13 protein-coding genes and 2 tRNA genes are annotated in these 14,264 nt (G+C 62.9%); 5 read left to right on the forward strand and 10 right to left on the reverse strand.

The features are described from left to right. Nucleotides 1–5: 5 nt before the first annotated feature. From ACODSO_RS16390 to leuC, 3 genes are all read right to left on the reverse strand, one after another. Nucleotides 6–659 carry an HU family DNA-binding protein gene (locus ACODSO_RS16390; RefSeq protein WP_489037838.1) on the reverse strand — a complete coding sequence of 218 codons (654 nt, stop codon included), beginning with the start codon at nt 657–659 and terminating at the stop codon, nt 6–8. Nucleotides 660–807: 148 nt separating this feature from the next. Further along, nucleotides 808–1,425 (reverse strand): 3-isopropylmalate dehydratase small subunit, encoded by a 618-nt coding sequence (leuD, locus tag ACODSO_RS16395; RefSeq protein ID WP_489037840.1) that lies wholly within the window; start codon nt 1,423–1,425, stop codon nt 808–810. Between the two features lie 52 nt (nt 1,426–1,477). Beyond that, a complete protein-coding gene (gene leuC, locus ACODSO_RS16400) occupies nt 1,478–2,902 on the reverse strand; it encodes a 3-isopropylmalate dehydratase large subunit (protein ID WP_489037843.1) in 1,425 nt (474 codons plus the stop codon). 134 nt (nt 2,903–3,036) lie between these two features. On the opposite strand from leuC, the gene ACODSO_RS16405 reads away from it, so the two are divergent. From ACODSO_RS16405 to ACODSO_RS16415, 3 genes are all read left to right on the forward strand, one after another. Then, the gene (locus ACODSO_RS16405; protein WP_489037845.1) at nt 3,037–3,738 is read left to right on the forward strand and encodes an IclR family transcriptional regulator; all 702 of its coding nucleotides are present in this window, start codon (nt 3,037–3,039) and stop codon (nt 3,736–3,738) included. A 54-nt stretch (nt 3,739–3,792) separates the two neighbouring features. Next, nucleotides 3,793–4,290 (forward strand): pyridoxamine 5'-phosphate oxidase family protein, encoded by a 498-nt coding sequence (locus ACODSO_RS16410; protein WP_489037847.1) that lies wholly within the window; start codon nt 3,793–3,795, stop codon nt 4,288–4,290. Nucleotides 4,291–4,381: 91 nt separating this feature from the next. Further along, nucleotides 4,382–4,549, forward strand: coding sequence for a DUF5302 domain-containing protein (locus ACODSO_RS16415; RefSeq protein WP_489037849.1), 168 nt, complete (start codon nt 4,382–4,384; stop codon nt 4,547–4,549). Between the two features lie 73 nt (nt 4,550–4,622). On the opposite strand, the gene ACODSO_RS16420 is transcribed toward ACODSO_RS16415, so the two are convergent. Both ACODSO_RS16420 and ACODSO_RS16425 read right to left on the reverse strand, forming a co-directional pair. Continuing rightward, a tRNA-Glu gene (locus ACODSO_RS16420) sits at nt 4,623–4,695 on the reverse strand. Between the two features lie 104 nt (nt 4,696–4,799). Continuing rightward, nucleotides 4,800–4,871 (reverse strand) — tRNA-Gln (locus ACODSO_RS16425). 203 nt (nt 4,872–5,074) lie between these two features. On the opposite strand from ACODSO_RS16425, the gene ACODSO_RS16430 reads away from it, so the two are divergent. Then, nucleotides 5,075–6,607 (forward strand): bifunctional 3'-5' exonuclease/DNA polymerase, encoded by a 1,533-nt coding sequence (locus ACODSO_RS16430; RefSeq protein WP_489037851.1) that lies wholly within the window; start codon nt 5,075–5,077, stop codon nt 6,605–6,607. On the opposite strand, the gene ACODSO_RS16435 is transcribed toward ACODSO_RS16430, so the two are convergent. The 3 genes from ACODSO_RS16435 to ACODSO_RS16445 are packed head-to-tail and all read right to left on the reverse strand — an operon-like array spanning nt 6,589 to nt 9,865. Further along, a complete protein-coding gene (locus ACODSO_RS16435) occupies nt 6,589–7,572 on the reverse strand; it encodes a YihY/virulence factor BrkB family protein (RefSeq protein ID WP_489037853.1) in 984 nt (327 codons plus the stop codon). The genes ACODSO_RS16430 and ACODSO_RS16435 overlap by 19 nt on opposite strands. Nucleotides 7,573–7,576: 4 nt before the next feature. After that, a complete protein-coding gene (gene gltX / locus ACODSO_RS16440) occupies nt 7,577–9,058 on the reverse strand; it encodes a glutamate--tRNA ligase (protein ID WP_489037855.1) in 1,482 nt (493 codons plus the stop codon). A gap of 33 nt (nt 9,059–9,091) precedes the next feature. Then, complete coding sequence (locus tag ACODSO_RS16445) at nt 9,092–9,865, reverse strand: fumarylacetoacetate hydrolase family protein (RefSeq protein WP_489037856.1); 774 nt, start codon at nt 9,863–9,865, stop codon at nt 9,092–9,094. 134 nt (nt 9,866–9,999) lie between these two features. Between ACODSO_RS16445 and ACODSO_RS16450 the strand changes: the two genes are divergently transcribed. Continuing rightward, entirely contained in the window at nt 10,000–11,196 is a 1,197-nt protein-coding gene (locus ACODSO_RS16450) for an MFS transporter (RefSeq protein WP_489037857.1), read from the forward strand. Between the two features lie 279 nt (nt 11,197–11,475). On the opposite strand, the gene ACODSO_RS16455 is transcribed toward ACODSO_RS16450, so the two are convergent. Beyond that, nucleotides 11,476–12,486 (reverse strand): 3-isopropylmalate dehydrogenase, encoded by a 1,011-nt coding sequence (locus ACODSO_RS16455; RefSeq protein WP_489037859.1) that lies wholly within the window; start codon nt 12,484–12,486, stop codon nt 11,476–11,478. A gap of 50 nt (nt 12,487–12,536) precedes the next feature. Further along, entirely contained in the window at nt 12,537–14,132 is a 1,596-nt protein-coding gene (gene serA, locus ACODSO_RS16460) for a phosphoglycerate dehydrogenase (protein WP_489037860.1), read from the reverse strand. Nucleotides 14,133–14,264: the final 132 nt, after the last annotated feature.

Raw genomic sequence — 14,264 nt, forward strand, 5'->3', positions numbered from 1 at the left:
TGAAACTACTTGCGTGCTGTGCGCTTTGCGGGAGCCTTCTTGGCTGCCGTCTTCTTGGCCGCGGTCTTCGCCGGAGCCTTCTTGGCCGCTGCTGCAGTCGTGGTGGTCTTCTTGGCCGCGGTCTTCGCCGGAGCCTTCTTGGCTACCGTCTTGCGGGCCGTCGTCTTGGCGGGAGCCGCCTTCTTGGCTGCAGTCTTCGCCGGAGCTGTCTTGCGCGGCGTCGTCTTGGCGGGAGCCGCCTTCTTCGCGGCCGCAGTGGTCTTGCGTGCGGTGGTCTTGACTGCTGCCTTCTTGGCGGCGGTCTTCTTCGCTGCCGCAGTCTTCTTGGCAGGAGCCGAAGCAGATCCACGCTTGACGGCAGGGCCGGTGGCGGGAAGCTTCTGGCCGCCCGCGATGACTGCCTTGAACTGAGCACCGGGACGGAATGCCGGAACATTGGTCGGCTTCACGCGTACGGTCTCGCCGGTGCGGGGGTTACGAGCGACGCGAGCTGCGCGACGACGCTGCTCGAACACACCGAATCCCGTGATGGTGACACTCTCGCCACGGTGGACGGCGCGCACGATGGTGTCGACGATGTTCTCGACAGCCTCTGTGGCGCTCCTCCTGTCAGACCCCAACTTCTCGGTCAGGGCGTCAATCAGCTCTGCCTTGTTCATGGATTTCCTCCGCAATATTGTGGCCCATCGTCGGACCGACTACTACAACGGTAAACCCCAAGACGTCAAGAGTCTATGAGCCACGCCAATTCTCATTCGGCGTGGCGGAATGATTTAGCGCCACAATGCGTGTCGGAGGACGAAATTGCTACCCCTCCGAGGGCTCCTCGATGCGCTCGGGGAGGGTTGCAGGTTTCCATGACGGCCTTGACTTTTCGTACTCCGCAATGGCCTCTACCTGGCGTAATGTCAATCCGATGTCGTCCAGACCTTCCAGCAGCCGCCACCTGGTGTAGTCGTCAATGGCGAAGCGCACCACCAAGGTTCCAGCCGTCACCGTCTTCGCCTCCAGGTCGACGAGAATTTCCAAACCTGGCTGTTCCTCGAGAGCCTTCCAGATCAATTCGACGTCACTTTGATCGACTTCGGCCGCCAGCAGACCGGCTTTTCCGGCGTTCCCCCGGAAGATGTCGGCGAACCGGGAGGCGATGACAACGCGAAAACCGAAGTCCGATAGCGCCCACACCGCATGCTCCCGGGAGGACCCGGTTCCGAAATCGGGACCGGCAACGAGTACCGAACCTTTGTCGTACGGCGCGACGTTGAGGACGAAATCGGAATCGTTGCGCCACTCGGCGAAGAGTCCATCCTCGAATCCCGTGCGCGTCACCCTCTTCAGATAGACAGAGGGAATGATCTGATCGGTATCGACATTGGACCGCCGCAGCGGGACGCCGATTCCTTTATGCCGGGTAAAGGCTTCCATCGAAATATTCTCCTACGTTCGGCGGGTATCGGTACAGCTTCCAGAAATTGGTCTAGTCAAGATCTGCTGGGGACGACAACGTTCCGCGCACCGCAGTAGCGGCCGCCACCAACGGTGAAACCAGATGAGTCCGGCTGCCCTTGCCCTGGCGCCCCTCGAAGTTCCGGTTCGACGTCGACGCCGACCTCTCCCCGACAGCGAGCTGATCGGGATTCATACCGAGGCACATCGAACACCCGGCCTGACGCCATTCTGCGCCGGCGGCCGTGAAAATCTCGCCCAGACCCTCCTTCTCGGCCTGCGCTCGCACACGCATCGAACCCGGGACGATCAACATTCGGACACTGTTCGCGACGGTGCGGCCGTCGAGCACCTCGGCCACGGCGCGGAGATCTTCGATTCGACCGTTGGTGCACGATCCGACGAACACCGTGTCGACGGATACCTCGCGAAGCGGCGTATTCGCCTCCAGTCCCATGTACTGCAAGGCCTTCTCGGCGGCGAGCTTCTCGCTCTCGTCGACCATCGTGGCCGGATCGGGCACTCGATCTCCGAGCGGGGCCCCTTGGCCGGGATTGGTTCCCCAGGTGACGAACGGAGTGAGCGAGGAAGCGTCGATATGTACTTCGTTGTCGAAGACGGCATCCGGATCGGTCTTCAATTCCTCCCATGCCGCAACCGCAGCATCCCAGTCGCTACCTTGTGGCGCATGGGGACGGCCCTTGATGTACTCGTAGGTGATCTCGTCCGGGGCGATCATCCCGGCGCGGGCGCCCGCCTCGATCGACATGTTGCAGATGGTCATTCGAGCTTCCATCGACAGCTTTCTGATGGCTTCGCCGCGGTACTCGAGAACGTATCCCTGACCGCCACCGGTGCCGATCTTCGCGATCACCGCGAGAATCAGATCCTTGCTCGTAACTCCGGGAGCCAGCTCACCGTCGACCGTGATGGCCATCGTCTTGAAGGGTCGCAGTGACAGTGTCTGAGTAGCCATGACATGTTCGACCTCGCTGGTACCGATACCCATCGCGATCGCGCCGAACGCGCCGTGGGTCGAGGTATGACTGTCGCCGCACACCACCGTCATCCCGGGCTGCGTCAGCCCCAATTGGGGGCCGATGATGTGCACGATGCCCTGATCCAGATCACCCATCGGATAGAGCCGAACACCGAACTCCTCACAGTTGCGGCGCAACGTGTCCACCTGCGTACGAGACACCAGGTCCTTGATCGGCGAAAAAATGTCCGCCGTCGGTACGTTGTGATCCTCGGTCGCGATGGTCAGATCGGGCCTACGCAACGGGCGGTTCGCCAGACGCAGACCGTCGAAAGCCTGTGGACTGGTGACCTCGTGAACCAAATGCAAGTCGATGTAGATCAAGTCGGGTTCACGCGAACCGCCCTCGCCACCGCCGCGAACGACGACATGCTGATCCCAGACTTTCTCTGCCAGTGTGCGTGCTGTGCCGGCCATAAGAACACCAACCATTCCTCGAGTGCGTCGCGCCGGTGGACTGTTCGGCTGGCCCACGTCGCTTATTCCGTGTCGACATATCCAAACTCGACCCGGTGGTGACTTCCCACTATGCGAGACGATAATATCGACCTATGAGACAGCATAGCGGCATCGGTGTTCTCGACAAAGCGATGGGTGTTCTGCACGCGGTGGCCGAGGAGCCCTGCACGCTCAGCGATCTCTGCACTCGCACCGGGCTTCCGAGAGCAACCGCGCACCGCCTCGCTGTCGGCCTCGAGATTCACCGCCTGCTGACCCGCGATTCGAACGGACTGTGGCGACCCGGCCCGGGGCTTGCCGAACTCGCCGCCACCGCAGCGGACACATTGATCGATGCCGCAGCGGCCGTACTTCCTCGCCTTCGTGAAATCACCGGCGAAAGCGTGCAGGTCTACCGCTGCGAGGGGACCGTACGCGTGTGCGTGGCCTCGATGGAACCACCGACAGGACTGCGCGACACGGTCCTCGTCGGTGCGCGATTGCCCATGACCGCAGGCTCCGGCGCAAAGGTTCTGCTCGCGTGGGCCGATGCACAGACTCAGCGCGCGGTGCTCCCCGACGCGGAATTCGGCGAGCGGGTTCTCGCCGAAGTACGCAGGCGCGGATGGGCCCAGAGTGCAGGTGAACGGGAGCCTGGCGTCGCAAGCGTCGCTGCGCCGGTCAGGGACGGCGCCGGTAACGTGGTTGCGGCCGTGTCCGTCTCGGGTCCGATCGACCGAATCGGCAGGCGCCCAGGCGCACGATGGGCCGCCGACCTCCTCGCTGCGGCGGATGCGATACACAAACGTTTGTAGCGACTCTTGCCGAAACACGGTGTCTCGGCGGTAACGTCTGCTACATAGGACAGCGTGGGTAACAATCAGCGTGCACAGATCACGATGTCAGAATCCGAGACCGCCACGTTTCTCGAGCGCTCTCGCATCGCCAACCTCGCCACGATCGGCCGCGACGGGAGACCTCACCTGGTCGCCATGTGGTACGCCCTGATCGACGGGGACGTGTGGTTCGAGACGAAGTCGAAATCTCAGAAGGCTGTCAACCTCCGCCGAGACTCCAGGGTGACGATTCTCGTGGAAGACGGTCTCACCTACGAGACGCTCCGAGGAGTGTCGATCGAGGGGCGGGCCGAGATCGTCGACGATCCAGCGTCGATCAGACGGGTCGGCATCAGCGTGTGGGAGCGCTACACAGGGCCGTACTCCGACGACGTAGCGCCACTCGTCGATCAGATGATGAACAAGCGCATTGCGGTGCGCATAGCCGTCGATCGCGTCCGATCATGGGATCACCGCAAGCTCGGGCTTCCTGCCATGCCACTCGGCGGGACTACGGCAACGTACTTGTGACCACTCCGGCCCGCTCGCGCGGAAAAATCGGGTGAGCACGACGTCACAGGTGCGGTACGTTTCAATCGTCACCGACGTGCGAGGAGCGATCATGTCCGAATCGACCAATGAAGATCTCAAGAAGAAGTTTCGTGAGGCACTCGAGAAGAAGAACCATAAGTCGACCCTGTCCACCGATCACAAGGACAGCGGCTCCAAGATCAACAATGCACACGGTCCTGCAGATCATCAGAAGATGTTCCGCCGCAAGAGCGTCTGACATTTTTCGGCAAGGATCGAGCAAAAAAAATACCCTCTCATCGCACGCGATGAGAGGGTATTTTTCATTCTTGTAGCCCCGACGGGATTCGAACCCGCGCTACCGCCTTGAGAGGGCGGCGTCCTAGGCCGCTAGACGACGGGGCCAGGAACTTTCAGATACTGCATACTTACAACCAAGGCGAACCAGTTGAAAGCTCAGCCAGCTTAACCGGCTGACGCTCGGCGACCAAATCGTCTCCGAACGTTTGCTGGGGTACCAGGACTCGAACCTAGAATGGCGGTACCAGAAACCGCTGTGTTGCCAATTACACCATACCCCAATGACCTTGGCGCTGATCCGCATCTTGTCGATGTGCACCGCGTTTCGAGCCGGGATAGAGACTATCAAAGGACAGTGGTGTTTCTCCAAATCGCCAGGTCAGGGACCTCGATTCGAGCTCAGTGGTAGCGATCGACCCTGCCGGCGACGGTCCGACGTGGTCAGCGCAGACTCGAGTGCGATGAGAACTGCGAGTTCGACCCGATGAGGATGGTGGTGGCGCCCACGGATGCGTCGACGTTCCTCTTCCCCACCACCGAGGACGGGGTTCCCTCGGGACCGACCATCGAGTGCTCGGATCTCGCGGAGACTGTCTCTCGGATCGAACGGAGCGAGCAGCCCAGATGGGTGTGGGAGAGCGCCGCCCGCACCTATCCGACGCTTCTGCGCGCGGATGTCCGGGTAGCCAGATGCCACGACCTGTCGTTGACCGAGGCCATTCTCCGAATGCGCCGAGGTGAGACGTACGTACCAGGACAGACCACCGTCGACGATCGGCCGGGGCTGTTCGACGCCTATCAGCATCCGAGTTCGGACTCGGTGGTCACCTGGCATCGCACTCAGTTGCAGACAATCGGCGATTCCAGCGACCTGCGACTGCTGACCGCCGCCGAGTCCGCGGGTGGCCTTGCCGCCGCAGAGATGAGCTTCGACGGGCTCCCTTTTTCCGCCGCTGCGCACGAGAACTATCTCGAGAAAGCACTTGGCAGCCGACCCATCGAAGGCCACCTTCCACCTGAATTGACGGCACTGGAAGCAGCGGTCGGCGACGCGTTCGGGCGACGCGTGAATCCGAGCTCACCGGTGGAAGTCGTGTCCGCGTTCGCCCGAGCAGGTATCGAACTGACATCGACGCGGGCACACGTGCTTCGCGACATCGACCATCCAGCCGCTCCGCTCCTCCTCCGCCACCGAGACCTGTCGAAGTTGTTCAGCACCAACGGCTGGGCATGGGCCGACACCTGGGTGCGCGGAGACAGATTCCGTCCGGTGTACGTTCCAGGCGGTGTGGTGTCCGGTCGGTGGTCCAGCCGCGGAGGTGGAGCCCTGCAAATACCGAAACCGTTGCGTAGCAGTATCATCGCAGACCCAGGACACCAGCTTGTGATTGCCGATGCCGGCCAGCTGGAACCACGAATTCTGGCCGCGATGTCGAGGGACCGAAAAATGATGGAAGCGGCGGGATCCGACGATCTCTACGCACCCGTTGCGGCGGCAGCGTTCGACGGGGACCGAGCGAAGGCAAAGGTAGCGGTGCTGGGAGTGCTGTACGGGGCTACCGCGGGTGAGGCGCGGTCGCTGCTGGTTCTGCTGCGCCGTCGCTTTCCCGACGCAGTCGAATTCGTGGAGAAGGCGGCACGAGCCGGCGAGCGCGGCGAGGTGGTTCGTTCGCTACTGGGTCGCGCCTGCCCTCCCCCTGACGAAGCCTGGTGGTCGCACGGCGACGCACACGCCCGCGGGCGCTTCACTCGGAACTTCGTCGTTCAGGCGACCGCCTCCGAATGGGCACTGTGCTTGCTGGCAGACCTGCGCCGTCGGTTGGCCGAGAACGCCGGTTCCGGCGAACTGGTGTTCTTCCAACACGACGAGGTCGTCGTCCACAGCCGCGAACCCGACACGGCAGCCCGCCTCGTCATCGAGGCCGCCGAGACCGCGACGCGGTTGTTGTTCGGCGACACGGAGGTTCGATTCCCCATGGATGTCGCGATCAGAGAGTGTTATGCCGAGCCGGATTGATCCTCGCCGCGGGGACCGTCGAACGTCACGTCGATCTCCTCGAATCCCTTGCTCCGCTGTGCTTCGGCCTGCCCTGTATAGGTCAGCCTGTCCCCCTCGGTCAGCTGTACGTCGTCGGTGAACGGCGTCAGAAGGGCACGCGGATACAACTTGTCGACACGAACCACGTTGATCTCGACTGAAATCACGACGAGGGCGGCTGCGATGTACATGAATGCAAGCAGACCGAGGACGACGGCGAACACCCCGTTGGTGATCGAGGCCCGCGAGACGACGTACTTGATGTAGACGCCGCCGAACGTCTGCAACAGCTGCCAGATGACACCGGCCACGACCGCCCCGGGGAGCACGTCGGCTACCGAGAGCGCTCGCGCGGTGGCGAGCCGGAAGGCGACGGTGAATACGATGACGTTCAGAACGACCACTGCGACGAGAACCACGGCGCCACTGACGGCTCCGAAATATCCGGCGGAGCTCGCGACGTTCACGGCCGTGATCGCAAGGACCGCAACTCCGACAGTGCTGAGCAGAGCCAATCCCCGAACACGCGCAAAGATCGGATCGGGACGAAGATTCTTGGGGACCGCCCACGCGGTGTTCATCGCGTTCTGGACGGCCACCGCGACTCCGAGTCCACCGTAGAGCGAACCGAGGACACCGACGACCAATCCGAGTGTCCCACCACCGATCTTGTCGGGCTCGCCGACATCGGAACCGATGATCGGAATCTGACTCAGTGCGGAGTCGAGGATTTGCTGCTGCAACTCGGGGTTACCGGCAAGCACGATCCCGAGAATGGTCGATGCGAGCAACAGCAGAGGAAAGAGAGAGACGAACGCGTAGTACGCGATCAGGGCCGCAAGATATCCACCTTGGTCGTCGACGAACTTGTAGATCACCGCCAGCGGAAACCCGAGGACCGGATGCTTGCGTTGCACCCGGTCCAGCCGGCCGGCCGCGCTCAAGGGATCACGACGCCTGGCCGACCGTGGCGCGCGCAGCGGCGAGTCGTGCCAATGTCGTGTCCCGCCCGAGCAACTCCATCGACTCGTAGAGCGGGGGGCTGATGTGAGATCCGGTCACCGCGACCCGCACCGGAGCGAACGCCTTACGAGGCTTGAGCTCGAGACCGTCGATCAGGGCCGCCTTCAAGGACTCTTCCAACGCTGCGGTTCGCCACTCGGGCACCGCCTCGAGCGCAGCGATGGTCGCGTCGAGCACCGGTCCGGCATCGTTACCGAGGTTCTTCGCAGCTGCAGCCGGATCGATCGCGAATTCCCCGTCGGCGACATAGAGGAATTTCAGCAGTGCCCACGCGTCGGACAGCACGACGATGCGCGTCTGAACCAGATCTGCCGCGACGGCGAACTGCGCATCGTCGATCTCTGCGGGAAGCTGGCCCTGTTCGGTCAGGAACGCGCGGAGACGAGCAGCGAAGTCGGCCGGCTCGAGAAGCCTGATGTGCTCGGCATTGATCGCGTCGGCCTTCTTCTGGTCGAATCTCGCTGGATTCGAATTGACTTTCGAGATGTCGAACGCGGCGACCATCTCGTCTAGAGAAAATACGTCGTGATCGTCCGAGATACCCCATCCGAGAAGGGCAAGATAGTTGAGAAGCCCCTCGGGAACGAAGCCGCGGTCGCGATGGATGAACAGATTCGATTCGGGATCCCTCTTGGAGAGCTTCTTGTTCCCCTGCCCCATCACGAACGGCAGGTGTCCGAACTGCGGCGTGAAGCCTGCGACACCGATCCGCTCGAGCGCTTCGTACAATGCGAGCTGACGCGGAGTCGACGACAGAAGGTCCTCACCGCGAAGCACGTGGGTGATCTTCATCAAGGCATCGTCCACGGGATTGACCAAGGTATACAGGGGAATTCCGTTTCCACGAGTGAGCGCGAAGTCAGGGACTGTCCCGGCCTTGAAAGTCGTCTCGCCACGAACGAGGTCGTCCCACGAAAGATCGTGGTCCGGCATCCGAAGGCGCACAACGGCTTTACGTCCGTCCGCCAGGAACGCCGCCTTCTGATCCGCGGTCAGATCCCGATCGTAGTTGTCGTAACCCAACTTCGGGTCGCGGCCGGCAGCGAGGTGCCTGGCCTCGACCTCCTCAGGAGTCGAGAAGGATTCGTATGCCTCACCAGCGTCGAGCAGCTTCTGCACAACCTCGAGATGCTGATCACGACGGAGCGACTGGCGGTACGGTTCGTAGGGCCCACCGACCTCCGGGCCTTCGTCCCAGGACAGTCCGAGCCACCGCAACGCGTCGAGAATCGACGCGTACGACTCCTCCGAATCGCGCGCAGCGTCGGTATCCTCGATGCGGAAGACGAAGGTTCCGCCGTGGTGTCGGGCGAACGCCCAGTTGAACAATGCGGTTCGGATCAATCCGACATGCGGCGTGCCCGTCGGTGACGGACAGAATCGAACACGTACTTCGGTGGAGGTCATAGCTCGCTCACGTTCGAGGGGATGAATTGGTCTCTAGCTTTTCGCGGCAACAGGATTGGTCAAGGTACCGATGCCCTCGACGGTGATCGACACCGTCTGTCCCGCGGTGATCGGCCCGACCCCCTCGGGCGTCCCGGTGAGGATCACGTCGCCCGGCAGCAAAGTCATCACCGCAGAGATCCATTCGATGATCTCCGGGATGTCGTGCAGAAGCAGAGACGTTCGGCTGCGCTGCGCGACCGCACCGTCGACCTCGGTCTTTATCTCGACGTCGGAGGCATCGAGCTTGGTTTCGATCCAGGGTCCGAGCGGGCAGAACGTGTCGTGCCCTTTCGCCCTGGTCCACTGACCGTCCTGACGCTGATGATCACGCGCGGAGACGTCGTTCGCGATCGTGTAGCCGAGTACTACGTCGAGAGCTTTGGCCGCAGGGACGTCCTTACAGGGACGACCGATGACGACTGCGAGTTCTCCCTCGTAGTGCACCTCGCTGGATGTAGGAGGCAGGACGATCGGGGCACCGGGACCGACGATCGAGGTGTTGGGCTTGATGAAGATGACCGGATCCTTCGGCGCCTCTCCGCCCATCTCCGCCGCGTGTGCCGCGTAGTTCTTTCCGATGGCGATGATCTTGCTCGCCAGAATCGGCGCAAGCAGGCGCACGTCAGCGAGAGGCCAGGATCGACCGGTGAAGGTCGGTGTGCCGAAAGGATGTTCGGCGATCTCCCGGGCCGTCTGCTGCTCACCTTCTCCCTCGATACTCACGAACGCCACACCATCAGGACTTGCAATTCGACCGAGACGCATGTCGAAAGTCTATCGACCACTACTCCGCGCGTCGGCACGCCCGTCCGATAGCCCCGCCACGACGGGTGTACAGTCCACTCATCGTTTCACGATGCAAGATTTGATGCCCATATAGTGAGATTTGAGGATAGGACATGACCACGACCGACCGCCATCATCGAACACGCACGTCGCGAAAATGGTTCATGCTGGCACTCGGCATGCTCGCGCAGACGGCGGGTGCGGTCTTCATCAACGGCGCAGCATTTCTCATTCCGGCACTGCACGACGACCGAGGCCTCAGCCTCGCCAGCGCAGGACTACTCGTCGCGATGCCGACAGTCGGAATAATGCTGACTCTCATTGCCTGGGGTGTACTCGTCGATCGCATCGGCGAACGACTGGTGTTGGTGATCGGCCTCGGACTCACCGCACTCTTCAGCTTCGCAGCCGTATTCACGACCTCGTTCGTGCTTCTCGGCCTCTGTCTCCTCGCGGGCGGCATGGCGGCCGCAAGTGCGAACAGCGCGTCGGGTCGAGTGGTCGTCGGCTGGTTTCCGCCGCAACGACGAGGCCTCGCAATGGGAATCCGCCAGATGTCGGTACCGCTCGGCGTCGCCATCGCCGCCCTGACCATCCCCTCCATCGCACGCGATCACGGCGTCTCTGCTGCCCTCCTCGTCCCGGCGATCATCTGCCTCACCGGAGGTCTCCTGTGCCTTGGCGTCGTCGATCCCCCACGACCGAGCCGGGCAGCAGCTGCAGAGAAGGGTCTACTCGCGAACCCGTATCGGTCGAGCAGTCAATTGTGGCGAATCCACTCGACGTCTGTCCTGCTCGTCGTCCCCCAGTACGTCGTATGGACCTACGCACTGGTGTGGCTGATGTCCGACCGTGAATGGTCGGCCGCATCGGCAGGCATACTCGTCACCGTCACGCAGATCCTCGGGGCTCTCGGCCGGATGGGGATCGGCGCGCTGTCCGACCGCGTCGCAAGCCGGATGCGGCCCCTGCGATGGGTAGCTGCCAGCGCGGCAGTCAGTATGCTGGGCCTCGCACTGACGGACTGGCTCGATTCACCGCTCTCCGTCGCCCTACTCGTGGTCGCATCGATCGTCACCGTCGCACCGAACGGGCTTGCGTTCACAGCCGTCGCCGAGTACTCCGGTCCGTACTGGAGCGGTCGGGCTCTCGGCGTCCAGAACACGGGGCAGTTCATCGCTGCGTCCCTGGTACCTCCCGCCTTCGGCGCCCTCGCAGCGGTCAGCTTCCCCTTGGCATTCCTGATATCGGCCGTCTTCCCTGCCCTGTCCGTACCTGTGATCCCTGACGATCACGAGTCGAGCGAGTAGGTCGCCGTTCTGGGTCTGGGTCGGTTCGGCCCCGCCCCCCGGTGACCGAATGTCTATTTCGGTCACCTGGCGGGACCGAATGTCTGTCTCGGTCACTCTGAGTGTGCGAGTGTCCCATTCGGTCACTTGGCGGGACCGAATGTCTGGTTCAGTCACCCGGGGCGCTAGCGAACGACTCATTCGGTCACCGGTGGGCACCCCAGAAACAGCGAATGTCCCATTCGGTCTCCGGAGTGGAGACCGAATGGGACATTCGGTGCGAAAAAGAGTGAGCCCTGACTACAACCGCCCGGCGATTCGGTCGCCGACCTCCGAGGTGCTTGCGGCTGCTGCCCCTCGCGAGGCGAGGTCTGCGGCGACGGCCGCTTCGACTCGCTCGGAGTTCGCATGATCGCCGAGGTGAGCGAGGAGCAGCGAGACCGACAGGATTGCAGCCGTCGGATCGGCCTTACCCTGTCCCGCGATGTCGGGGGCACTGCCGTGAACGGGCTCGAACATGGACGGGTTCGTCCTCGTCGCGTCGATGTTTCCGCTGGCTGCGAGCCCGATTCCGCCACTGACGGCGGCCGACAGGTCGGTCACGATGTCGCCGAACAGGTTGTCGGTGACGATGACATCGAAGCGTCCCGGATCGGTGACGAGGTGGATCATCGCCGCGTCGATGTGCTGGTAGGCGACCTCGACGTCGGGGAACTCCGAGGACACCGCCTCGACCGTGCGTGCCCACAGGCTTCCGGCGAAGGTCAGCACGTTGGTCTTGTGCAGCAACGTGAGGTGCTTCCGACGCCCGAGTGCACGGGCGAACCCGTCACGTACGACGCGTTCGACGCCGTAGCGCGTGTTGACGCTGACCTCGGTGGCAACCTCGTGCGGGGTGTTCACCCGCAATGCACCGCCGTTGCCCGTGTACGGACCTTCGGTTCCTTCGCGGACCACGACGACGTCGATTGCCTTGTTGCCGTCGAGCGGACCGACCACGCCCGGGTACAGCTTCGCCGGCCGCAGGTTGATGTGGTGATCGAGCTCGAAACGGGCCCGCAACAGCAGACCGCGTTCGAGCACGCCACTGGGCACCGACGGATCACCGATTGCGCCCAAGAGAATTGCGTCGTGCCCGCGAAGTTCGTCGAGCACCGAATCCGGGAGAAGCTCACCGGTCGCGTTGTACCGGCGAGCACCGAGGTCGTACTCGGTCTTCGAGGTACCGGGCACGACGACGTCGAGCACCTTCAGCGCTTGTTCGACAACCTCGGGACCTATTCCATCTCCGGCGATGACGGCGAGCTTCATTGACTCCTCGTTCTTTCGGGGCAATCGGGTACGTGTCGGATCAGAACAGCTCAGGACAGGTCGACGAGTTCGATCGTCGACGCGCCCACTGCACTGGCGATGCTTGCACGGAGCTCCTGGGACACGTCCTTGTCGACGCGAAGAAGGATCGTCGCGCCGTCGCCTTCCGAGTCCTGGCTGAGTGCGGCAGCTTGGATGTCGATGCCGGCGTCGCCGAGCAACGTACCGATGCGGCCGAGGCTTCCCGGCTGGTCGGCGTAGTTGACGATGAGGTTCTTGCCCTCGGCACGGAGTTCGAAGTTGCGACCGTTGATGTTGACGATCTTCTCGACCTGCGAAGTACCGGTGAGCGTTCCGGCGACGTTGAGGACGCTTCCGTCGCCGTAGACAGCGCGGATGTCGACGACGCTGCGGTGGTTCTCGCTCTCGGACGCCTTCGTGACCTCGGCTGTGACGCCTCGTTCTTCGGCGAGCGACGGGGCGTTGACGAACGTGACCGAGTCCTCGATGACAGCGGAGAACAGCCCGCGCAGCGCTGAAAGCTTCAAGATCTCGACGTCCTCTGCCGCGAGTTCGCCGCGGACATCCACCGACAGTGACGAAGGGAGCTCTTCGGACAGTGCACCGAGCAGCACGCCCTGCTTGCGAACGATTTCGAGCCATGGCGAAACCTCTTCGCCGACGGCTCCGCCCTTGACGTTGACAGCGTCGGGAACGAATTCACCTGCGAGGGCCAGCAGTACCGACTTGGCGACGTCGGTGCCCGCGCGATCCTGCGCCTCGGTGGTCGAGGCGCCGAGGTGCGGAGTCACGACGACCTGCGGCAACTCGAACAACGGACTGTCGGTGCAGGGCTCGGACGCGTAGACGTCGATGCCCGCAGCGAAGACGTGGCCACTGGTGATGGCGTCGGCGAGCGCCTGCTCGTCGACGAGTCCACCGCGGGCAGCGTTGACGACGATGACACCAGGCTTGGTCTTGGCGAGTGCTTCCTTGCCGATGATGCCCTTGGTCTCGGGTGTCTTCGGCAGGTGAACGGAGAACATGTCTGCACGCGTGAGCAGCTCGTCGAGGGTGACGAGCTCGATGCCCAGCTGGGCTGCGCGGGCAGCGGAGACGTACGGGTCGTACGCGATGACGTGGGTTTCGAAGGCTGCCAGCCGTTGCGCGAACAGCTGACCGATTCGGCCGAGTCCGACGACGCCGACGGTCTTGCCGAAGATTTCCACTCCGTTGAACTTGCTGCGCTTCCATTCGTGCTGACGCAGGGTCGCGTCCGCCGCCGGAATCTGGCGAGCTGCGGAAAGAAGCAACGTGACCGCGTGCTCGGCTGCGGTGTGGATGTTGGACGTCGGAGCATTGACGACGAGAACGCCGCGCTCGGTGGCTGCGGGCACATCGACGTTGTCGAGGCCCACGCCTGCACGGGCGACGATCTTCAGGTTCGTTCCGGCCGAGAGCACCTCGGCGTCCACGGTAGTGGCGGATCGAACGAGGATCGCGTCGGCCTCGGGGACCGCGGCGAGCAGAGCCGGGCGGTCCGGTCCGTCGACCCAACGAACCTCGACGCCGTCGCCGAGTGCCTCGACGGTGGACTGCGCAAGTTTGTCGGCGATCAGTACGACAGGACGGCCTGGCTGGCTCACGTGAAAAACTCCCCTATTTCGGTTGGAAACTTCTGTCGGTCGAGCTGGGCTTTGTGTCTGCGGTGCGGTCGAGTTTAGATGTGCGGCCGGATGGAACAGGTTCCCACCCTCGCGGGGTGACGACCGAGAGGC

Source organism: Rhodococcus sp. FG69 (assembly GCF_057808915.1).

Coding starts and splice junctions, on each gene's coding strand:
- ACODSO_RS16390 (WP_489037838.1), bottom strand. CDS start 659: ATGAACAAGGCAGAGCTGATTGACGCCCTGACCGAGAAGTTGGGGTCT.
- leuD (WP_489037840.1), bottom strand. CDS start 1,425: ATGGAAGCCTTTACCCGGCATAAAGGAATCGGCGTCCCGCTGCGGCGG.
- leuC (WP_489037843.1), bottom strand. CDS start 2,902: ATGGCCGGCACAGCACGCACACTGGCAGAGAAAGTCTGGGATCAGCAT.
- ACODSO_RS16405 (WP_489037845.1), top strand. CDS start 3,037: ATGAGACAGCATAGCGGCATCGGTGTTCTCGACAAAGCGATGGGTGTT.
- ACODSO_RS16415 (WP_489037849.1), top strand. CDS start 4,382: ATGTCCGAATCGACCAATGAAGATCTCAAGAAGAAGTTTCGTGAGGCA.
- ACODSO_RS16430 (WP_489037851.1), top strand. CDS start 5,075: ATGAGGATGGTGGTGGCGCCCACGGATGCGTCGACGTTCCTCTTCCCC.
- gltX (WP_489037855.1), bottom strand. CDS start 9,058: ATGACCTCCACCGAAGTACGTGTTCGATTCTGTCCGTCACCGACGGGC.
- ACODSO_RS16445 (WP_489037856.1), bottom strand. CDS start 9,865: ATGCGTCTCGGTCGAATTGCAAGTCCTGATGGTGTGGCGTTCGTGAGT.
- ACODSO_RS16450 (WP_489037857.1), top strand. CDS start 10,000: ATGACCACGACCGACCGCCATCATCGAACACGCACGTCGCGAAAATGG.
- ACODSO_RS16455 (WP_489037859.1), bottom strand. CDS start 12,486: ATGAAGCTCGCCGTCATCGCCGGAGATGGAATAGGTCCCGAGGTTGTC.